Raw genomic sequence first — 20,111 nt, 5'->3', positions numbered from 1 at the left:
AGAATTAAAAATAAGTTTTTATCTTTGTTGGAAATGAGGAATATTGTTTTTGGATTTCTGATTATTTTCTTCGCTTTTCTAAGCTGTAAAGGCGATGAAGACGATGTGCAGAAGATAGATCAGATCTTGAATGTTTATGTGAAAAATGGTGCGGGACGAGATTTGTTTCATGCCAAGAAAGATATGTCCTATTTCACCTATTCAATGAATGATGTAAACGGACTTGCAGATCTGGCTCCTGTAAGCAGCTCATTGAGAGCAACGGCAGATTCTACACTTTTTATAGAATATATTGCAGGCGCGAAAAGAGTAGGACTGGACACGCTTGATCCGAACAATAAAACCTACCATTCGGTAATTACGGTCTCCATGGTGAAAAGATTGAATGCCACGATTCTCGATACAATTAACGATAAACTGGAAATTCAGTACAGAATGACACCGTCGGTTTTTGAAGTCTCGAAAGTATATTATAATGATACGTTGAGATTTACAAAACAACCTGGAAGCTCAAACGTAGTTACTATCGTAAAATAATTTTTTACATTTGCAAAACTGTTGACATTTTGATGCTCAACATTCTAATAACTAACATCTAAATAAAATGTTACAAGTCAATTTTTTGCGCGACAACAAAGAGCGCGTTTTAGAAGGTCTTAAGAAAAGACAATTCAAGAATCTTGAGTTGGTAGACGAGGCTATTGCTACTGACGAAGAAAGAAAAAAAATTCAGTTTGAATTAGATTCTCAACTTTCCGAAATCAACAAAATCTCCAAAGAAATCGGGATTTTAATGAAAGAAGGAAAAAAAGAAGAAGCAGAATCCTCAAAATCTAAAACAGCACAATACAAAGAGTCGACGTCGGAATTGAAAATTCAGTTAGATGCAAAAGAAAAGGCTTTATTAGAGATTTTATATCAGCTTCCGAACATTCCGAATGAATTGGTAAAAAGCGGTGCTTCTGCGGAGGATAACGAGATGATTTTTCAGTCTCACGATGTGGAAGGTCTTGGTGAAGGAGCAATTCCTCACTGGGAACTGGCAAAAAAATATAACCTTATCGATTTTGAATTAGGCGTAAAAATTGCAGGTGCAGGTTTCCCTGTTTATCTTGGAAAAGGCGCAAGATTGCAGAGAGCTTTGGTTCAGTATTTCTTGGATAAAAATGTTGAGAAAGGATATATGGAAGTAAATCCGCCTCACGTTGTGAATGAAGCATCCGGTTACGGAACAGGGCAATTACCTGATAAAGAGGGACAAATGTATTTTATTAATGAAGATAATTTATATTTAATTCCTACAGCGGAAGTTCCTGTGACGAATTTGTATCGTGATATTTTGTTGGAAGAAAAAGATCTTCCGATTAAAAATACGGCTTTTTCTCAATGCTACAGAAGAGAAGCGGGAAGTTACGGAGCTCACGTAAGAGGGTTGAACCGTCTTCACCAATTCGAAAAAGTAGAAATTGTAAGAATCGAAAAACCTGAAAATTCTTATGCTGTGTTGGAGGAAATGGTAGAACATATCAAAGAAATATTGACTGATCTTGAGCTTCCTTACAGAGTGTTAAGACTTTGTGGTGGAGATACAGGTTTTGCTGCGGCAATGACGTATGATTTCGAAGTTTGGAGTGCGGCTCAGGAAATGTGGCTGGAAGTAAGTTCTGTTTCTAATTTTGAAACTTTTCAGGCGAACAGACTAAAATGCCGTTACAAAGCAGACGGAAAATCTCAATTGGTTCATACATTGAACGGTTCAGCGATGGCTTTACCAAGAATTATGGCAGCTTTGCTTGAAAACAATCAGACAGCGGAAGGAATTAAGCTTCCAAAGAAGATTGCTGAATATGCGAGATTTGATGTGATTAATTAATATTGAATGATATAAGTTATAAATAGAAACCACCGAAATTTTCGGTGGTTTTGTTTTTTTATTCAGTAACAATAACAATCCTTTCATCCCCATTCAAAAGAGGTTTTCTATCCTTTTCCGGGCTGAATAAATAATTCAGATCATAATTTATCTTTAAAGAATAATCGTCGGTTTTTGTGATCCAGTCGTGTTTTCCGGTGATGGATTTTATTTTCTTCTCAAATTTTAAGGTGGTACCGATATTTTTGTACATCATTTTTACATATTCCACTGAAGTCTGAGCTTGTAAAGAAGAAATATCTTTGTTGTTGAGGATGTTTTTAATCCCGTTTAACGTAAGTTCCTGCGTATTAATAGTCAGTGTTTTTCCGTCCCACGAATTCATTGCTAATCGATCGATCGGAAGCTGATAATTTTTTGATAATTTTCCTGCTGATTGATAATCGTCTTGTGAAAAATGATCCATTTTCAGGGCAAATCCTTTCATTTCCTCCTTATCAAAATTAGATTTCATGAAGATTTTTTTCATGATCTTAATAGAATCGGGATCTTTGATGTCGAGTTTTCGTATTTCTTTACCCAATTTATAAACGCTCGTCCAATTTTTTGGTAATTTTCCGAGGTCTTCAAGTCCTGTGTTTTGGGTTTGAGAAGTGGCTGCCACTCTTGATTTTAAAACAGCCATCGCATCCTTCATATCAATATCAATCATTGTGGTTGACGTACTGTTTTTATGAAAAATAACCTCAGATTCCACTGAGCATGACTGAAGCGCAAAAAAGCTGATTAAAAGTAAAAATAAAACCTTTTTCATATGATTTTGAATCTCTTTAATGGCAATTAACCCTGCTGTGATCGTGTGTACTGTGATCTCCGGGTAAATGACAGTCACCTTGATTGTCTTTTGAAATCGTCATGGCTTCCGCTCTTGGAGAAATGTAAGGAATTCCCAATTCAAGACCTCTTACAATAAATAATCCACCCAAAATAATCATCACTAAAGGAATCACTTTTAAAACTTTTACTCTGAAAGTCTGATTCATTAGATTTCCGACCAAAACTACCGCAAACATGAATGGAAGTGTTCCCAATCCGAATAACGCCATATAGGAAGCTCCCTGCCATATTCCTCCGCTTGCTAAACTCGCTGTTAAAGCCATATAAACCATTCCGCAAGGTAAAAAACCGTTCAAAACACCGGTTGTGAATCTGGAACGGTAATCTGCTTTTTGGAGCAGCCTTCCTAAGTTTGATTTAACTTTAAATAAAAATTTAGAAAAGAAAGGAATTTTTGAAGCAAAATCTTTTCCGCCAAATGAAAAAAGAGCCATAACAATCAATAAAATTCCGACAGCAATCGTAAGATATTTCTGAAAACCAGCCATCTCAAAACCTTCACCAATAATTCCTAAAATGGCTCCCAAAAGTGAGTATGTGAAAATTCTTCCGAACTGATAGGTAAGATTCTGAAGGTAATAATTGGTAGCCTGTTTCTTCGTTAATCCCATCGACAAGGCAATAGGTCCGCACATTCCGATACAGTGAAATCCGGAAGCAAAACCCAACCCAATCGCCGATACAATAAGTGCTATTTCCATATCACATCATAATCCAGTCGGTAGTCTGTTTTGTCTTTCGTCCAATTTAATCTTAAAGTATAATTCCCGATTTTTAAAACCTGTGCAGGAATTGTAAATGATTTATTGGCATCAAGCTGAACAGATTTTTTAATATCTAAATTCTGGTCGTCGGTTCTGTTTAAAACAAATTTTACCGTGGTATTAGAATTGTCAGCATCTTTCGGGAAAGTTACTTTAATTCCGTTTTTATCCTGACTGTAAACAGGTTTTTCCTGTAATTCGTCTGCTCTTTTCTTAGCATCGATTACATCCTGATATTTTAGTTCTTCTTCGTAGTAATTATCGGTTACCATTTCAGAGTTTTTTTGCCCGTTTGGGAAAAGAAACAGCATAGATAATATAAAAATAATGAACGACGCTAATGCGATTACAACACCGTGTCCCCAACTAAATTTTTTCATTTTTTTTAATTAAAATTGTAATTTGAATGGTCCTTCAAAATAAGTTTTATAAGAATCGATCAGTTTTCCTTTCAGGTCATAAACTCCGATCGTGATATTCTGTTTAGAAAGTGTCATATCATCTTCTGGGAAGCTGATATTAATGGTTCCTTTCGTGATTTTATCTCTGTCTACCGTAATTTTGCTTGAAGCACTGTAGATAATTTCTCCGTGTATCGGCTCAATTACTTTAATCGTAACCACTTTCTTATCGTTCGTTTTATTTAAGAAAGTATAATTGTAGGTATTGGTAATTTTTCCGTCTCTTACAAAGAATGTACTTCCTGCCGGTTTAATGAATTTGGCTTCCATTTCACCTCTGCTGGTAAGAAGATAGCCTAAAATTCCGGTTAAGAGTGCCAAAACGATTGCAAAACCTTTCATTCTTCCGGTAAATTTAAACGGAGTCTGGTTTTCAATTTCATTTTCTGTGGCATATCTTATTAGACCTTTCGGAAGGCCCACTTTCTCCATTACTTCATCACACGCATCGATACAAGCTGTACAGTTGATGCATTCCAGCTGTTGCCCGTCTCTGATGTCGATTCCGGTAGGACAAACTACTACGCATTGATGACAGTCGATACAATCACCTTTTCCGGCTGCTTTTCGGTCTTCTCCTTTTCTCCATTTTGATCTGCCTTCGCCTCTGTTGAAATCGTAAAAAACATTTACGGTGTCTTTATCAATTAAAACTCCTTGTAATCTTCCGTATGGACAAACCAATGTACAAACCTGCTCTCTAAACCACGCAAATACAAAGTAAAATGCCGCCGTTAAGAGAATCATTACAATAAAATTGGTAGGATGGGTAAATGGCCCTTCAGACACAATCTTCAGTACCTCTTCATAACCCACAATGTACATGAACATGAAGTGAGTGATGATAAGAGAGGTGATAAGATAAACAGTCCATTTCAAACTTCTTTTCCAGATCTTTTCGGTGTTCCATTCTTGTCTGTCCAGTCTCATTTGGCTGTTTCTGTCACCCTCAATAATATATTCTATTTTACGAAATATAGATTCCATAAAAATTGTCTGAGGGCAAATCCACCCGCAGAAAATTCTTCCGAACGCAATTGTAAAAATGATAATTGATATTAAAGAGACAATTGCTCCAAGAGTAAGGATGAAAAAATCCTGAGGATAGAAAGGCTGTCCGAAAATGAAAAACGCTCTATCGATTACATTAAATAAAATAAGCGGATTACCATTGATCTTAATGAATGGTACAACAAAGTAAACAAGTAATAAAATATAGCTTACAAGATTTCTATAATTGGTGTATTTACCTTTTGGTTTTCTGGGATATACCCATTTCCTTTTTCCGGATTGATACATTGTCCCGATAGAATCTCTGTAAGTTTCAGGGTCCAGAAACTTGTCCCTGTCCGCCGCGTACTTCTATATCTTCTATATCTGACATTTTGTAAAGTATTTAAAAAAAGAAAGACATAATTCGTTACTATTTTTAAGGTAATAACAAATTATGTCTATTCATATGTTTTAATTTATTGAAGTTAAATTATTCTTTTTCCCAATGAGCTTCAGTTCCCTGAGGAGCTGCTCCACCTTGAGCCTGTGTTACAGGAGCCTGTTCTTGGTTGATGTGATACACATACGCTGCAATCTTTTCAATTTCACCACCAGAAACTTCTCCGTTTTTACCGAACGGTCTCATGGTAGGATTGTTTGGCGAACCGTTCCAGTCCATATGGAATACATTCTTGAACAAAGTCTTCTCAGGTTGATTGATCCAGAAATTATCTGTTAAGTTCGGACCGATACCACCACCACCGTCTTCTCTGTGACAAGAAGCACAGTTGGTTTTGAATAACTCTTTACCTTCTGCAATATTATCAGCCGAATATTTAGCTGTTTCAATCGTTACAGGAGGTTGTTCTTTGTTGTATTTATCAATTGCTGCCAATTGCTCTTTATATTCTTTTTCATATTCGCTTAACGGGTGAGCGAAATCTGTGAAAGAGAATGCGCAGATATATACAATACAAAAAGCAGTCCCAAAATAGAATAAACCTACCCACCATTTTGGTAATTGGTTATCCAGCTCCATAATTCCGTCGAAACCATGGTCGATAAGGATATCTTTTTCTTCAGCTGCAGATTGCTTTTTGAAAGCTGCATCATACATTCTTTTCAAGAAAGGAACTTTCTTTTCTGCTAAATAGGCTGCTTTTTCTTCAGAGGATAATTTTTTGAATTTATTATTCTCAATCAAATCTCCGATCGCACTGTGGATGTATGCTAAAATACCACCAATCACTACAGTTCCCCAGAAATAAGGAGATCCTAAGAAAGCATAACTTTGTACAAACAGATAATAGAAAACTATTAAAAGTCCAATTATTATTAAAATGTTTACAACAACCGGTGTTCTTTGTTTCATAATAAGTCGTTTAATTTTTTAGATTAAAATCGTCATCCTGATCGTCCTGCAGAGGCGCCTCTTCTTCTTCTTTGTAATATTTTTTAGGCTTGCTAAAAACATAGATTACCAGAGCTACGAAGAACAGCATAAAGAAAATCAGAGCCAGTGTTTGGTAAAAACCTGCGTTTTCTGTGTTGGATAATATATCTTTAAAGTTCTGAGGTATCATGATGTGAACCTTTTAATGTTTAGTTATTACTTGCTGTTTTTATTTCAGTTGTCTTGATGTCTGTTCCTAATCTTTGCAGATAAGAGATAAGAGCTACAATTTCTTTTTTCTCCAATTCTCCTTTCGGTTTCTTAGCATAAGCATCTTTCAAGTCAGGTGCTTCAGACATAATTTCTTTTACGATTTTCTTTGCCTGATTGTCTGCCCAAGAGTTTGCAGAATCGATTCCTGCTTTTGTGTAAGGTACATCAAATGCACTTTTCATCAGCTTAATCTTGTCTACCATCTTAGATCTGTCTAAGTCTGTAGCGATCAACCAAGGGTAACGAGGCATGATAGAACCTGCAGAAGTAGATCTTGGGTTGTACATGTGTTTGTAATGCCATGCACTTGGGTTTTTACCACCTTCTCTATGCAAATCTGGTCCGGTTCTTTTTGAACCCCAAAGGAACGGTCTGTCATAAATGAATTCTCCTGCTTTAGAGTACTGTCCGTTTTTACCGTTGAATCTCGTAATCTCATCTCTGAATGGTCTTACCATCTGTGAGTGACAAGCGTTACATCCTTCTCTGATATAAATATCTCTACCTTCTAATTCTAGTGGAGAATATGGCTTTACTGCTGAAATCGTAGGTACACTTTTCTTAAGCGATAGAGTAGGGATGATTTCCACCATACTACCGATTGAGATCGTTAATAAAGATAAAATACCTAGTAATATAGGAGTTCTTTCTAACCAAAGGTGAGTACCTTCTCCTTCTTTTCTGTTTTTTCCGATGTTTGCTAAAGCCGGAGCTTCTGCAGGTACATCTTTCTGGAATGATCCTTTTCTTACCGTAGCAATAAGGTTAACAACCATTAATAAAGCTCCTGAAAGATAGAATAATCCTCCTACGAACCTCATTTTAAAGTAAGGAATAATCGCCGTTACTGTATCCAACCAGTTTTTCCAAACTAAAGTTCCGTCCGGGTTGAATTGTTTCCACATTAATCCCTGAGTAAATCCTGAGATATACATTGGTACCGCATAGAAAATGATACCTAATGTTCCTAACCAGAAATGCCAGTTAGCTAATTTTGTAGAATATATTTTCGTTCTCCACAAGATTGGGATCAGGTAATAAATAACACCGAATGCCATGAAACCATTCCATCCCAATGCACCTAAATGTACGTGACCAATTACCCAGTCTGTAAAGTGACCGATTTTGTTAATGTTTTTAGTTGCCAAAAGTGGACCTTCAAATGTTGCCATACCATAACAAGTAACAGCAACTACGAAGAACTTCAAGATAGGATTTTCTCTTACCTTATCCCAAGCTCCTCTCAATGTAAGAAGTCCGTTTAGCATTCCTCCCCAAGATGGTGCGATCAACATGATAGAGAAACCTGTTCCTACCGCTTGAGCCCATGCTGGTAAAGCTGTATACTGAAGGTGGTGAGGACCAGCCCAGATATATACGAAAATTAATGACCAGAAGTGAATAATAGACAGTTTGTATGAGAATACCGGTCTGTCTGCAGCTTTTGGTAAGAAATAATACATCAAACCAAGAACCGGAGTCGTCAGTACGAATGCAACCGCATTGTGACCGTACCACCATTGTACAATAGCATCTTTTACCCCTGCATAAGCTGAATAAGATTTCCAGCCTGTGAAAGATAACGGAACTTCCAAATTGTTAAAAATGTGAAGCATTGCTACCGCAATCCAAGTTCCGATATAGAACCAAATGGCTACGTATAAGTGTCTTACTCTTCTTTTTGCAATCGTTAAGAACATATTTGCCCCGAAAATGACCCATGAGAATGTGATCAAAATATCGATTGGCCATTCGTGTTCTGCGTATTCTTTAGAAGTGTTAATTCCCATAAAGAATGTAACGTAAGTCACCAAAATCATGATTTGCCAAGTCCAGAAGTGGATCCAAGACAATGTATCACTGTACATTCTTGTTTTTAATAATCGCTGTAGCGAGTAATAAACCCCTACATAAACGATGTTCATTACGAATGCAAAGATTACAGTGGATGTGTGCAGCATTCTGATTCTTCCGAACCCAAACGCACCGTGTGTTTTTATTAACCCTTGTATACCACCACCAATACTGTTAATGGTTGTATCATCCGTTCCAAAAAAGAATTCTGGAAGTTCAGGATAGAAAAGCATTAATGCCGCTGTAAGCCCGAACAAAAACCCAATGATCCCGAATCCTACGGTCGCATAAAGGAATGCCCGAACAATACTGTTGTCATAACTAAACTTTTGTGTTTCCATATCAACTATTCACTTTTTTCTTCAATTTTATTATTTTCTCCTTTTTCATTATCGCTTTCTTTGTTGCCAGTTTCTTCTTTTTCCGTTATGATTTCGGAGTCAAAAAGAATTCTAACAGCCGGAGATTCATCATCTTCAAACTGCCCTTTTCTGGCGTATACTATAAACACGACCAGGAAAACTGCAGCCAAAGAAACACTGCATAAGATCATTAAATATAGAATATCCATTAGACAACAAAATTAACCTATTTTCGGGGTTCAAATTTAGTGAAAAATAATGACATTCATCACGAAATACGGGTTTTGGCTAATTTAAAATCAGTCTAAATAAGGGCTTTTTAGCGCGTTATTTGAAGTATTTCCTTCCTAAAATCCAAGTTGAAAGTGTAGTGAACGAAACTACTGTGATAGAACTTGCAGGCATAAAGATAGCAGCGAAAAGAGGATGCATATGTCCTGTGACTGCGTAACTTAAACCAATAATATTGTAAAGAAAACTAATTATAAATGTAATTTTCACAATCGTGATCGAACCTTTACAAACATTTAAGTATTTGTCTAATCCCACTACTTTTTCACCATTCATGATGACATCGGATGAAGGTGTAAAACTGTTGGAGTCGTCTGCAATTGCGATTCCCACATTGCTTTGTTTTAAAGCTCCGGCATCATTTAATCCATCTCCAAGCATTGCAACTCTCATGTTTTGATTCTGAAGATGTTGGATATAATTCAGCTTGTCTTCCGGATTTTGGTTGAAAGCCATTCCTTCGTAATTCGGAATTAATTCTTTCAGTTGATTTTCTTCAGAAGAATTGTCGCCACTTAAGATGAAAACTTTATAATGAGTAAGTTTTTTGAAGAGGTCTTTAAGGTTTTCACGATATTCATTTTTAAAGATAAATTTCCCTAAAAACGCATCGTTTTTGCTGATATAAACGGCTGTTTCAAGATTTTTGGATTCCTGATTATTGTATTTCGCAGAGCCGATTTTATAAAGATTTCCTCTCACACTCGCTTCATAACCTTTTCCTGAAATTTCAACAAAATGTTCAACAGGGAAATAATCATCTTTAATCTCAATAAATTCATACAGAGATTTTGAAAGCGGGTGATTGGAGTTTTTTAGTAAAGTCTTGATATTCAGCAAATCAAATTCGTTAATCTCAGAACCTTCAAATTTAATATTAGATTTTTTTCTGTGGGTAATTGTTCCTGTTTTATCGAAAACAATCGTGTCAAGTTTCGCGATTTTTTCAATCGTTAAAGTGTCTTTTACGTAAAACTTATTTCGACCTAAAATCCTCATAATGTGACCGAAAGTGAACGGAGCAGATAACGCAAGCGCACAAGGACACGCGATAATTAAAATCGCAGAAATCACCTGGAACATTATATTTAAATCAATAAAATACCAATAAATTCCTGCAACCAATGCAATGCCTAAAATAATGAATGTGAAGTATTTACTGATGTTGTTTGTAAGGGTGTCGAGTCCTGTTTCATGCTTTTTGAAAGCTTCTTTATTCCAAAGCTGGGTTAAATAACTTTGGTCTACATTTTTAATAACTTCCAGTTCCAAAGAAGAGCCGATTTGTTTTCCTCCTGCGAAAATTTTATCTCCGGGTTGTTTGCTGATGCTTTCGCTTTCTCCGGTAATAAAACTGTTGTCGATATTTCCTTCCCCATTAATCAAAATGGCATCAACAGGAATAATTTCCTGATTTCTGACTAAAATTCGATCTCCGATTTTAATTTCGGAAAGTAAAATATTGTTCTGTTTTCCTTCAAAATCAACCTTCGTTACCGCAATCGGGTAGAATGATTTGTAATCTCTGTCGTAAGAAAGTGCACTGTACGTTCTTTTCTGGAAAATTTTCCCCAAAAGCATGAAGAATAAAAGGCCACACAAGGTATCGAAATATCCCGGTCCGTAATTCGTGGCAACTTCATATAAACTTCGCCCGAAAAGAACGATAATTCCCAAAACAATAGGAACATCAATATTCACGATCTTGTTTTTTAAACCGTACCAAGCAGATTTATAATAATCCGAAGCAGAATAAACCACAACCGGAATTGCCAAAAAGCACATCAAAGCTCGGAAAAGACCTTTGTAATGATCCATCCAATAATCTTCGCCACCAATATATTCCGGGAAAGCCAAGAACATTCCGTTTCCGAAAGCAAAAGCTGCAATGGCAAATTTTATCAGTAACGACTTATCGAGGTGTTCTACGTTTTTATCGGCAGTTTCAAGACTGATAACAGGTTTATATCCTAAATTGGTTAAAAAATTAGCTAATTCGCTTAATTTGATATCGTTATGATTGAATGAGATTTGTAAGGTCTTTCTAGTAAAATTAACCTGAGAATATTTAATATCTTTATTAATGGTATGAAGACTTTCTAATAACCAAATGCAAGAAGAACAATGGATTACAGGGATTTTAAATGTGACTAAGCTCGTGTTTCCTTCAGAAAAATCTGTAACCTTGTCAAAGATTTCTTGAGTGTCTAAATAATCGTACTGCGTAGAATTTTCATCACCCGGACGAATTCCCGCTCGCTTATTCAGCTCGTAAAAATTAGTTAAATTATTGGTATTTAGAATTTCGTAGACCGATTTGCACCCATTGCAACAGAAGATTCTTTCATCAAACAAAATTCTTTCCTTTTCGATCTCTTGACCACAATGAAAACAGTTCTCGCTCACCACCATAAATTATTGAACGACAAAATTATAACAATTTTTTTTGTTTATCGAGTTAAAAAGTTCTATTTTTGTGATAAATGTCATATAAAATGTCGCAGGAACAACAGATTGCAATCGAGGAGAGGTTCGCCAGAGTTTTTAATGATAAATCATTTAAGGAAAGACTTTCTAGCACTGATTTTGAGAAATATATAAACGCAAAAAAGAAACTTACTTTTCAAAAGCATGATACCATTTTCGAGGACGGGGAAATCCCAAAAGGAATCTACTTCCTGGAAAAAGGGGCTGCCAAATTGTCGAAATCGGGAGCTTTTGGAAAAGATCAGATTTTAAGGTTTATCAAAGAAGGAGATATCATCGGTTATCGGTCTTTACTTTGCGGAGAAAATTTTCAGGCAAAAGCTGAAGCAATGACTGATCTTGAGGTTACTTTCTTGCCCGCAGATGTTTTTATGTATCTTCTGGAAGTTGATCCTCAACTTTCTTTTGTGATGCTTCAGAAGATTTCTTACGAATTGGGAGAATCATCCAACACGATTACTTTCCTGGCTCAGAAAACGGTAAGAGAAAGATTAGCGGAAATTTTAATTCTTTTAGAGCAAAAATTGGGAGTAGATCCTGAAGGATTTATCAAAATATCTTTAACGAGAGAAGAAATTGCCAATATCATCGGAACGGCTACAGAAAGTGCCATCCGTTTAATTTCTGAATTTAAAGGAGATAATCTCATCGAAGTAGACGGGAGAAATATAAGAATCCTCAACCACGACAAATTAATGAAACTAGGTCACGTAGTTTTATAAAAATCATAACAAAACTTTAGGTCGGCTTAGCGCCGACTTTTTTAACTTTTAAAAATAGATAAATTATGTCTGTTCATTCTGAAATTAAAAAAGTTACAACTGAAACCTTGCGAAAAATGAAATTCGACAAGGAAAAAATAACAATGCTTACGGCATACGATTTTACCACTGCGAAAATGGTAGATGCGGGAGGAATTGATGCTGTTTTGATAGGAGATTCTGCAGCTAATGTGATGGCGGGTTTTGAAACAACGCTGCCGATTACGTTGGATCAGATGATTTATCATTCTCAAAGTGTGGTGAGAGGAACCGACAGAGCTTTGGTGGTAGCAGATTTACCTTTCGGAACTTATCAGAGCAATCCTGAAAAGGCATTGGAATCTGCAGTAAGGATGATGAAGGAAGGAGGAGCTCATGCTGTGAAAATTGAAGGCGGAAAGGAGATTTCAAAATCTATTAAGAAAATTATCAACGCTGGAATTCCTGTAATGGGACATTTGGGTTTGACGCCTCAATCGATTTACAAATTCGGAACCTATAAAGTAAGAGCAAAAGACGAAGCGGAAGCCGAGAAATTAATTGCTGATGCTCAACTTTTAGAAGAATTGGGCTGTTTTGCTGTTGTTTTGGAGAAAATTCCGGCAGATTTAGCAAAAAAAGTAACGGAAGCCATTTCAATCCCGACTATCGGAATCGGAGCTGGAGCTCATTGTGACGGTCAGGTTTTGGTATATCACGATATGGTAGGAATGAACAAAGGATTCAGTCCGAAATTTTTAAGAAGATATCTTGATCTTTATACAGAAATTACAGGAGCAGTCGCTCAATATGTTAAAGATGTAAAAAGTCAGGAATTCCCTAACGAAAACGAAAGTTATTAATGAGAAACCAACAGTCTACTCAAGGGATTTTATCTATTGTTGCCTTGCTTTGTCTTGCAGCAGGATGGTTCAATCTCTTTTCTCCGGAAATCAATAATCTGCTTTCCCGAAGAGTTTTTTATGTCTTAATCGGGATAAGTTTTTTCTTGCAGGCACCTTCACTGAAGAACAAAAATTTCACATATGCAATGTACGCAGCAGCGGCAATTTGCGTACTTGGAGGTTTATTAATTCCTAGAGATTCTAAGTTAGAATTTATTAAAACTATCGGTTTATTAGGAGGAATTATTCTGTCATTTGTAAATAGACCCAATTATCGTCAGTAAGTCATGAAGGAGCAGATTGTTTATGAAGACAACCATCTTTTGGTCATTAATAAAAAAGTCGGACAGCTTGTACAGGGCGATAAAACCGGCGATGAATCTTTATTAGACTCAATCAAGAATTTTATAAAAATAAGAGATGACAAGCCGGGAAATGTTTTTCTCGGTTTGGTTCATCGTATCGACCGACCCACTTCGGGTTTGGTGATTTATGCTAAAACTTCCAAAGCTTTGTCCCGTTTGACTCAAATGGTTAAAAACCGAGAGATTAAAAAGACCTATTGGGCGGTTGTGGCAAAGGAAATGATTCCTAAAAGCCAAAGATTGGTTCATTATTTACAGAAGAACGAAAAAAATAATAAGGCCATTGTTTTTACAAAAGTGACGGATGGCGCAAAAGAAGCGATTCTTACGTATAATGTCATTAAAAGTTTAGATAATTATCTTTTGCTGGAAATCGATCTGGAAACAGGGAGACATCATCAAATCAGAGCTCAGTTGTCGAAAACAGGAGTTCCGATTAAAGGAGATTTAAAATACGGAGCACCACGTTCCAACCCCGATGGAGGAATAAACCTTCATGCCAGAAAACTGGAGTTTATTCATCCTGTCACCAAAGAAAATGTTGAAATTATAGCTCCCGTTCCGCAGAATGATGCGATCTGGAGAGCTTGTGAATAATAAACTTCCTGCAATTTGCAGGATTTTTTTTGATGTAATTTTAATTCGTATAATTGTGATGTTTTGAGTTGCGTGCAATGATTTAATTATATTTTTATCGTATAGATATTTTAATTGTTATTTTGTTGATTTTTTATTAAATTGGAGGAGTTTTTAATCTAATCCAATTCCAATGAAAAACTTTTACAAATCAAAAATTTTTAAGAATTCTAAAAAAAGGAGCTTAAAAATAACAGCGCTATGTTCTCTATTTTTATTAGGTTCATACGCTCCTATTAACGCACAAGCTAAAGCTTACTCTTTTGCCCAATCTACAGGCACTTTTACAACTGTTACCGGGGGAACGGTTTTAGGAACGGCAACAGCCAATTCAGGAACAGCCAGCTTATATCAGGTACCGCCTTATGATGTAGCACTGCCTTTTAATTTTAATTATAATGGTACCGTTTACTCAAGTATTAAAGTCTCTTCTAATGGGTATATTACTTTTGGAACAACTTCGCCAGGGAACTCTAATTCTACACCAATATCATCAACAGAGGCTTACAATGGAGCAATCTCTGTATTTGGTAAAAGTTTAAATACTTTTGCTAATTTAGGCGGGCTTACCGGAGATATTAGAACAGATGTTGTGGGTACTACTCCTAATCGCGAAATGGTTATTCAATGGACGAATTTCAGACCGGCGTACAGTACTTCTTCTACAACTGCCTATGCATTTTCTTTTCAAATTAAATTAAAAGAAACAAGCAATGTTATTGATATGGTGTACAATAGCGGAGCTTTTGCTATTGGTTCTACGAATGTTTCCGGAACTGCTCAAATAGGACTTCGAGGTGCTTCCAACACAGACTATAACAATCGTTTAAATGCGAGTACTTTAGCGTTTGTAAGCTCTACCCCTGGAACTGCAAATTCAAGTACACAATATACAAGTACAACATCCTCTGCAGCATCTGGAATGCCTCCGGCAGGATTTACTTATACGTGGACTCCTCCTGCTTGTTTTGCTCCTACTTTAACAACAATTTCGGCTACTCCAAATACTATTTCAGTCAATTGGACTGCTCCTACACCGGCGCCAAGTAGTTATGAGATATATTATAGTACTTCCAATACAGAGCCAATAAGTACTACAACGCCAACGCAAACTAATATTACTGGTACGTCTACAACAATTAATTCATTAGCTCCAGCGACTATATATTATATTTGGGTAAGATCTAATTGTGGATCAGGAAGCTATAGTACATGGTCTGCCGAGCCGATCTCCATCAATACATCTTGTCAACCTCCAAATTTAATTTCGACTACAGGAGCTACAATTTGTTCAGGAACAACTGCTACTTTGAATGCTACAGCTGATGCAGGAGCGACCGTAAAATGGTATGACGCGGCAACAGGAGGAACTTCAATAGCAAGCGGAAACTCATATACCACACCAATGCTTACAACGACAACGAACTACTGGGCGAGTGCTGCGAAAGCATCGTCAGGAATTGTTGGAAAGCAGACTATCGAAACGGGAGCGTCAACGGGAGGAGGTCTATCTTCGTACATGATATTTTCGGTATTTTCAACTTTTACATTACAAACAGTAGATTTATATCCTTATTCTGCAACTGATGGAACTCCAGGAACCGCTACTATAGAATTAAGAAATTCATCAGGTACCGTAATTGCATCTAAAGTAGTGAATGTGATAGGTCATAATTCTACGGCTAATTCTATACCGCAAACAGTGGTTCTGGATTTTGTTATACCTCCGGGAAGCAATTATCGATTGGGTGTTGGTGCATGGACGGGGATTACAAATATGTACAGGGATAGTACTAATTTAGGTTTTCCATATTCTTTTGCAGGGGTAGTAGATATTACTGGTGGTAGCTTAACGACCCCATATTATTACTTTTTCTACAAATGGGGTATTTTAACGGAGTGTGAATCTCCTCGTCAGCAGGTAACTGCTACTTTGGATGCGGCTGCTTGTCTGGGTGTTTCTGAAGCTGAAGTTAAAGAAAATCTAAAAATTCATCCAAATCCTTTCACAGAAATAATCAATATTAATAAATCTGAATTAGTAAGAACTGTTAAGGTGATGGATACTTCGGGTAAATTAATTAGAACAATTAATAATCCTCAGTCTACCTTAAATTTACAAGATCTTTCAGAAGGACTTTATATTTTAATTTTAGAAATGAAAAATGGAACTCAACAATCCATTAAGGTTATTAAGAAATAAAAAATAAAACAAAATATTTTTAATTTAAAAAGCGGTGAATATACACCGCTTTTTCTATTTTCCGGAAAAAACAAAATTTTGCGCATTTCAAAAAAATGTCTAACTTCGTCCCAACTTTAGGGGTGTCTGTTGACAAACAGGCTGAGATTTTACCCTTTGAACCTGATTTCTAGATCATACTAGCGTAGGGAAAAGTGAGATGACTTTTGCTGTACATTCTATTGTACAATGATGGGCATTCCTAAAGTATATTTAAAAATTTAGGAATGGAGCTCACAATCAATCACACCCAAAAAACTTTTGATGTACTTCCCGAAAATCTGGAAGCACTCATCGCTATGGAATTACCCGAAAAGAAAAAAGGTATCGCTGTAGCGCTCAACAATCGCATTATTCCGAAATCATTCTGGGCGGAAACCATTCTCAACGACAAAGATTCAATTTTAATTATCACTGCTACTCAAGGCGGTTAATTCTCATAAAAAAACAATCATTTTATGGCTCACAACATCACACGTTCGCCGTTTCCGAACTCAAAAAAAATCTATGTTGAAGGAACAATTCACCCGATCAATGTAGCGATGCGAGAAATACATTTAAGTCCGACAAAACTCAGTAACGGAAAAATTGAAGAAAATCCGCCTGTCACAATTTACGATACATCAGGACCTTACACCGATGAAAATTCTGAAGTTGATATTGAAAAAGGACTTCCCCGAATCAGAGAACAATGGATTCTGGATAGAAATGACGTAGAAATTCTGGATGGAATTACTTCTAATTACGGAAAAAAACGTCTTGCCGATTCAAAACTGGATGAACTGCGTTTTTCTTATAATCACAAACCAAAAGTTGCCAAAGAAGGACAAGAAGTTACCCAATTATACTACGCAAGACAGGGAATCATCACTCCCGAAATGGAATATATTGCAATCAGAGAAAATCAAAAAATCGAGCAATTGGATTCTGTTTCAAAAGATATGGCTTTTCAACATCCGGGAAACAGTTTTGGCGCAAGAACTCCAAAAAGTAAAATCACTCCCGAATTTGTAAGAGACGAAATTGCAGCCGGAAGAGCAATCATTCCCAACAATATCAATCACCCCGAAAGCGAACCGATGATTATCGGGCGAAATTTTTTAGTTAAAATTAATGCCAATATCGGAAACAGTGCCGTTTCATCGAGCATTGAAGAAGAAGTGGAAAAAGCAGTTTGGGCTTGTCGATGGGGAGCCGATACGATTATGGATTTATCCACAGGAAAAAATATCCACGAAACCAGAGAATGGATCATCAGAAATAGTCCAGTTTCCGATTGGTACTGTTCCAATTTATCAAGCACTCGAAAAAGTAAAAGGTGTTGCAGAAGATCTTACTTGGGAAATTTTTAAAGATACTTTAATTGAGCAGGCAGAACAGGGAGTTTCTTATTTCACGATTCACGCCGGAGTTTTGTTGAGATATATTCATTTGACAGCAAAACGTGTCACCGGAATTGTTTCAAGAGGAGGTTCTATCATGGCAAAATGGTGTCTTTTTCATCACAAAGAAAACTTTTTGTACACGCATTTCGAGGAGATCTGCGAAATCATGAAAAAATATGATGTTGCCTTTTCTTTGGGTGACGGTCTTCGTCCGGGTTCGATTGCCGATGCCAATGATGAAGCACAGTTCGCAGAACTGGAAACATTAGGTGAGTTGACAAAAATCGCCTGGAAACACAATGTTCAGGTAATGGTTGAAGGTCCCGGTCACGTTCCGATGCATTTGATTAAAGAAAATATGGAGAAGCAATTAGAAGTATGTGATGAAGCTCCGTTTTATACTTTAGGTCCTTTGACGACGGATATTGCACCAGGTTACGACCATATAACTTCAGGAATCGGAGCGGCGATGATCGGTTGGTTTGGTTGTGCGATGTTGTGTTATGTGACACCCAAAGAACATTTAGGACTTCCGAATAAAGAAGATGTAAAAGTTGGAGTTATTACTTATAAACTGGCTGCTCATGCGGCTGATTTAGCAAAAGGACATCCCGGAGCGCAATACAGAGATAATGCGTTGAGTAAAGCAAGATTCGAGTTCAGATGGGAAGATCAGTTTAATCTTTCACTAGATCCTGAAACGGCAAGATCTTATCACGATGAAACACTTCCTGCAGACGGAGCGAAGATTGCGCATTTCTGTTCGATGTGCGGACCAAAATTCTGTTCAATGAAAATTACACAGGAAATCCGTGAATCAGCAGAGAAAGGAATGTTTGACAAATCACAGGAATTCATCGAAAAAGGGAAAGAAATTTATATATGATTATCGTAATCACTCCCGAAGAAATGATGATGAACGAAACTGAAATCATAAATGAATTATTTCAGGAAGGTTTGGATTTGCTTCACATCAGAAAACCTTTCATTAATTCAGAAGAAATGGCGGATTTTATTCAAAAGATGAATTCTGAATTTCATCATCGGTTGGTGTTGCACAGTCATTATGATTTGGCGAAAGATTTTGATATTTCAAGGTTTCATTTCAGAGAAATTGACAGACAAAATGATTTGTTTAAATCTTTCACAGATAAAACGATTTCAACGTCTGTTCATGATATTAAAAGTTTTAATGAATTGAATAAGGATTGGGAATACTCATTTATCAGTCCGGTTTTTCCGAGTATTTCTAAAAAAGGATATGGCGAAAATTCAATGATTTTAAATGATATTAAAAACCGCAATAATTCAGATGTAAAACTAATTGCTTTGGGAGGAATTAATGAAAAAAATATCAATGAAACCTTTGAAAGTGGAGTAGACGGAGTGGCTTTGTTAGGGGCAATTTGGGAAAGTAATGAACCGATAAATGTTTTCAAAAAATGCAGACAGAACGTCCTTTCGTAATGAGTATTGCAGGTTTCGATCCAAGTGGTGGAGCGGGTTTGTTAGCAGACATCAAAACAATGGAACAATTGAAAGTTCAAGGGTTGGGAGTTTGTACGGCAATGACTTTACAGACAGAATCTCAATGCTTGAGCCTGAATTGGCAACCTTTAGATGAAATTTTGAAATCAATTGATGTCTTAATGAAAAAATATTCCGTTCAGGTTGTAAAAATTGGAGTGGTTAAAGATGCAGGATTTCTAAGTGAAATTATTAAAACAATTAAATCAAATAATTCTGAAGCAAAAATTGTTTGGGATCCGGTTTTAAAAAGTACTTCAGAGTTTTCTTTTTTTGATTTGAATACAATTTCAGAGTTGAAAAATGTTTTGAATCAGATTGATTTAATTACACCAAACTACAATGAATACAAGGTTTTACAGGAAGCTGGCCTTTTTAAAAAATCTGAAAATTCTTGCTCAGTTTTAATTAAAGGAGGTCATCGGGAAGACAAATTAGGAACAGATATTTTAATAGAAAACGGAAAAGAAATTTCAATTCATCCAACTGATGAAACTTCTGTTTATTATCCAAAACATGGCTCCGGTTGCGTACTTTCTTCAGCGATTGCAAGTCATTTAGCTTTAGGAAAAAATGTAGAAGAAGCCTGCCGAAACGGAAAATTATACATTGAAAAATTTTTAACAAGCAATCCTACTTTGCTAGGATTTCATTCAAATTAAA

19 protein-coding genes, 1 pseudogene and 1 riboswitch are annotated in these 20,111 nt (G+C 36.3%); of the genes and pseudogenes, 11 read left to right on the top strand and 9 right to left on the bottom strand.

Annotated elements, in window-relative coordinates; genetic code table 11:
- Positions 1–33: 33 nt before the first annotated feature.
- Together J3D55_RS00595 and serS are read left to right on the top strand one after the other, a co-directional pair.
- Entirely contained in the window at positions 34–537 is a 504-nt protein-coding gene (locus J3D55_RS00595; RefSeq protein WP_259127239.1) for a hypothetical protein, read from the top strand.
- Between the two features lie 67 nt (positions 538–604).
- Positions 605–1,873 carry a serine--tRNA ligase gene (serS, locus tag J3D55_RS00590; protein ID WP_259127238.1) on the top strand — a complete coding sequence of 423 codons (1,269 nt, stop codon included), beginning with the start codon at positions 605–607 and terminating at the stop codon, positions 1,871–1,873.
- A 58-nt stretch (positions 1,874–1,931) separates the two neighbouring features.
- On the opposite strand, the gene J3D55_RS00585 is transcribed toward serS, so the two are convergent.
- From J3D55_RS00585 to J3D55_RS00545, 9 genes are all read right to left on the bottom strand, one after another.
- Positions 1,932–2,687, bottom strand: coding sequence for a hypothetical protein (locus tag J3D55_RS00585; RefSeq protein ID WP_259127237.1), 756 nt, complete (start codon positions 2,685–2,687; stop codon positions 1,932–1,934).
- A 16-nt stretch (positions 2,688–2,703) separates the two neighbouring features.
- Positions 2,704–3,471 (bottom strand): sulfite exporter TauE/SafE family protein, encoded by a 768-nt coding sequence (locus tag J3D55_RS00580; RefSeq protein WP_259127236.1) that lies wholly within the window; start codon positions 3,469–3,471, stop codon positions 2,704–2,706.
- Positions 3,462–3,914, bottom strand: coding sequence for a FixH family protein (locus J3D55_RS00575; RefSeq protein WP_259127235.1), 453 nt, complete (start codon positions 3,912–3,914; stop codon positions 3,462–3,464). The genes J3D55_RS00580 and J3D55_RS00575 overlap by 10 nt, the downstream gene beginning before the upstream one ends.
- A 9-nt stretch (positions 3,915–3,923) precedes the next feature.
- Positions 3,924–5,294 carry a cytochrome c oxidase accessory protein CcoG gene (ccoG, locus tag J3D55_RS00570; RefSeq protein WP_259127234.1) on the bottom strand — a complete coding sequence of 457 codons (1,371 nt, stop codon included), beginning with the start codon at positions 5,292–5,294 and terminating at the stop codon, positions 3,924–3,926.
- Positions 5,295–5,478: 184 nt separating this feature from the next.
- On the bottom strand, positions 5,479–6,360 hold the full coding sequence (locus J3D55_RS00565; protein WP_259127232.1) for a cbb3-type cytochrome c oxidase N-terminal domain-containing protein: 882 nt from the start codon (positions 6,358–6,360) through the stop codon (positions 5,479–5,481).
- 10 nt (positions 6,361–6,370) lie between these two features.
- On the bottom strand, positions 6,371–6,571 hold the full coding sequence (locus J3D55_RS00560) for a cbb3-type cytochrome oxidase subunit 3 (RefSeq protein WP_047398710.1): 201 nt from the start codon (positions 6,569–6,571) through the stop codon (positions 6,371–6,373).
- A 19-nt stretch (positions 6,572–6,590) separates the two neighbouring features.
- Positions 6,591–8,849 carry a cytochrome-c oxidase, cbb3-type subunit I gene (ccoN, locus tag J3D55_RS00555; RefSeq protein WP_259127229.1) on the bottom strand — a complete coding sequence of 753 codons (2,259 nt, stop codon included), beginning with the start codon at positions 8,847–8,849 and terminating at the stop codon, positions 6,591–6,593.
- A gap of 5 nt (positions 8,850–8,854) precedes the next feature.
- Positions 8,855–9,079, bottom strand: a complete 225-nt coding sequence (gene ccoS, locus J3D55_RS00550) for a cbb3-type cytochrome oxidase assembly protein CcoS (RefSeq protein WP_259127227.1) — start codon at positions 9,077–9,079, stop codon at positions 8,855–8,857.
- A 118-nt stretch (positions 9,080–9,197) separates the two neighbouring features.
- Entirely contained in the window at positions 9,198–11,567 is a 2,370-nt protein-coding gene (locus J3D55_RS00545) for a heavy metal translocating P-type ATPase (protein ID WP_259127226.1), read from the bottom strand.
- 89 nt (positions 11,568–11,656) lie between these two features.
- On the opposite strand from J3D55_RS00545, the gene J3D55_RS00540 reads away from it, so the two are divergent.
- The 9 genes and pseudogenes from J3D55_RS00540 to J3D55_RS00500 all read left to right on the top strand — a co-directional run bounded on the left by J3D55_RS00540 (position 11,657) and on the right by J3D55_RS00500 (position 20,110).
- Positions 11,657–12,370, top strand: a complete 714-nt coding sequence (locus tag J3D55_RS00540; protein ID WP_259127224.1) for a Crp/Fnr family transcriptional regulator — start codon at positions 11,657–11,659, stop codon at positions 12,368–12,370.
- A 65-nt stretch (positions 12,371–12,435) separates the two neighbouring features.
- Entirely contained in the window at positions 12,436–13,251 is an 816-nt protein-coding gene (gene panB, locus J3D55_RS00535) for a 3-methyl-2-oxobutanoate hydroxymethyltransferase (protein WP_259127223.1), read from the top strand.
- Positions 13,251–13,577 carry a hypothetical protein gene (locus J3D55_RS00530; protein ID WP_259127222.1) on the top strand — a complete coding sequence of 109 codons (327 nt, stop codon included), beginning with the start codon at positions 13,251–13,253 and terminating at the stop codon, positions 13,575–13,577. The genes panB and J3D55_RS00530 overlap by 1 nt, the downstream gene beginning before the upstream one ends.
- A 3-nt stretch (positions 13,578–13,580) precedes the next feature.
- Positions 13,581–14,255, top strand: coding sequence for an RluA family pseudouridine synthase (locus J3D55_RS00525; RefSeq protein WP_259127221.1), 675 nt, complete (start codon positions 13,581–13,583; stop codon positions 14,253–14,255).
- Between the two features lie 172 nt (positions 14,256–14,427).
- Positions 14,428–16,497 carry an NIDO-like domain-containing protein gene (locus J3D55_RS00520; protein WP_259127220.1) on the top strand — a complete coding sequence of 690 codons (2,070 nt, stop codon included), beginning with the start codon at positions 14,428–14,430 and terminating at the stop codon, positions 16,495–16,497.
- A gap of 108 nt (positions 16,498–16,605) precedes the next feature.
- Positions 16,606–16,705: riboswitch (TPP riboswitch) on the top strand.
- A gap of 58 nt (positions 16,706–16,763) precedes the next feature.
- On the top strand, positions 16,764–16,970 hold the full coding sequence (gene thiS, locus J3D55_RS00515) for a sulfur carrier protein ThiS (RefSeq protein ID WP_259127219.1): 207 nt from the start codon (positions 16,764–16,766) through the stop codon (positions 16,968–16,970).
- Between the two features lie 24 nt (positions 16,971–16,994).
- Positions 16,995–18,807, top strand: a pseudogene (gene thiC, locus J3D55_RS00510) (phosphomethylpyrimidine synthase ThiC).
- A complete protein-coding gene (locus tag J3D55_RS00505) occupies positions 18,804–19,388 on the top strand; it encodes a thiamine phosphate synthase (RefSeq protein WP_259127218.1) in 585 nt (194 codons plus the stop codon). The pseudogene thiC and the gene J3D55_RS00505 overlap by 4 nt, the downstream one beginning before the upstream one ends.
- The gene (locus J3D55_RS00500) at positions 19,364–20,110 is read left to right on the top strand and encodes a hydroxymethylpyrimidine/phosphomethylpyrimidine kinase (RefSeq protein ID WP_259127215.1); all 747 of its coding nucleotides are present in this window, start codon (positions 19,364–19,366) and stop codon (positions 20,108–20,110) included. Before J3D55_RS00505 ends, J3D55_RS00500 begins: the two co-directional genes overlap by 25 nt.
- Position 20,111: the final 1 nt, after the last annotated feature.

This window comes from Chryseobacterium ginsenosidimutans (assembly GCF_024807225.1).
GTDB classification, from domain to species: Bacteria; Bacteroidota; Bacteroidia; order Flavobacteriales; family Weeksellaceae; genus Chryseobacterium; species Chryseobacterium ginsenosidimutans.
Note: the sequence above shows the minus strand (reverse complement) of the source record. Positions and strands in the feature narration are given on the sequence as shown.

Coding starts and splice junctions, on each gene's coding strand:
- J3D55_RS00595 (WP_259127239.1), top strand. CDS start 34: ATGAGGAATATTGTTTTTGGATTTCTGATTATTTTCTTCGCTTTTCTA.
- serS (WP_259127238.1), top strand. CDS start 605: ATGTTACAAGTCAATTTTTTGCGCGACAACAAAGAGCGCGTTTTAGAA.
- J3D55_RS00585 (WP_259127237.1), bottom strand. CDS start 2,687: ATGAAAAAGGTTTTATTTTTACTTTTAATCAGCTTTTTTGCGCTTCAG.
- J3D55_RS00580 (WP_259127236.1), bottom strand. CDS start 3,471: ATGGAAATAGCACTTATTGTATCGGCGATTGGGTTGGGTTTTGCTTCC.
- J3D55_RS00575 (WP_259127235.1), bottom strand. CDS start 3,914: ATGAAAAAATTTAGTTGGGGACACGGTGTTGTAATCGCATTAGCGTCG.
- ccoG (WP_259127234.1), bottom strand. CDS start 5,294: ATGTATCAATCCGGAAAAAGGAAATGGGTATATCCCAGAAAACCAAAA.
- J3D55_RS00565 (WP_259127232.1), bottom strand. CDS start 6,360: ATGAAACAAAGAACACCGGTTGTTGTAAACATTTTAATAATAATTGGA.
- J3D55_RS00560 (WP_047398710.1), bottom strand. CDS start 6,571: ATGATACCTCAGAACTTTAAAGATATATTATCCAACACAGAAAACGCA.
- ccoN (WP_259127229.1), bottom strand. CDS start 8,849: ATGGAAACACAAAAGTTTAGTTATGACAACAGTATTGTTCGGGCATTC.
- ccoS (WP_259127227.1), bottom strand. CDS start 9,079: ATGGATATTCTATATTTAATGATCTTATGCAGTGTTTCTTTGGCTGCA.
- J3D55_RS00540 (WP_259127224.1), top strand. CDS start 11,657: ATGTCGCAGGAACAACAGATTGCAATCGAGGAGAGGTTCGCCAGAGTT.
- panB (WP_259127223.1), top strand. CDS start 12,436: ATGTCTGTTCATTCTGAAATTAAAAAAGTTACAACTGAAACCTTGCGA.
- J3D55_RS00530 (WP_259127222.1), top strand. CDS start 13,251: ATGAGAAACCAACAGTCTACTCAAGGGATTTTATCTATTGTTGCCTTG.
- J3D55_RS00525 (WP_259127221.1), top strand. CDS start 13,581: ATGAAGGAGCAGATTGTTTATGAAGACAACCATCTTTTGGTCATTAAT.
- J3D55_RS00520 (WP_259127220.1), top strand. CDS start 14,428: ATGAAAAACTTTTACAAATCAAAAATTTTTAAGAATTCTAAAAAAAGG.
- thiS (WP_259127219.1), top strand. CDS start 16,764: ATGGAGCTCACAATCAATCACACCCAAAAAACTTTTGATGTACTTCCC.
- J3D55_RS00505 (WP_259127218.1), top strand. CDS start 18,804: ATGATTATCGTAATCACTCCCGAAGAAATGATGATGAACGAAACTGAA.
- J3D55_RS00500 (WP_259127215.1), top strand. CDS start 19,364: ATGCAGACAGAACGTCCTTTCGTAATGAGTATTGCAGGTTTCGATCCA.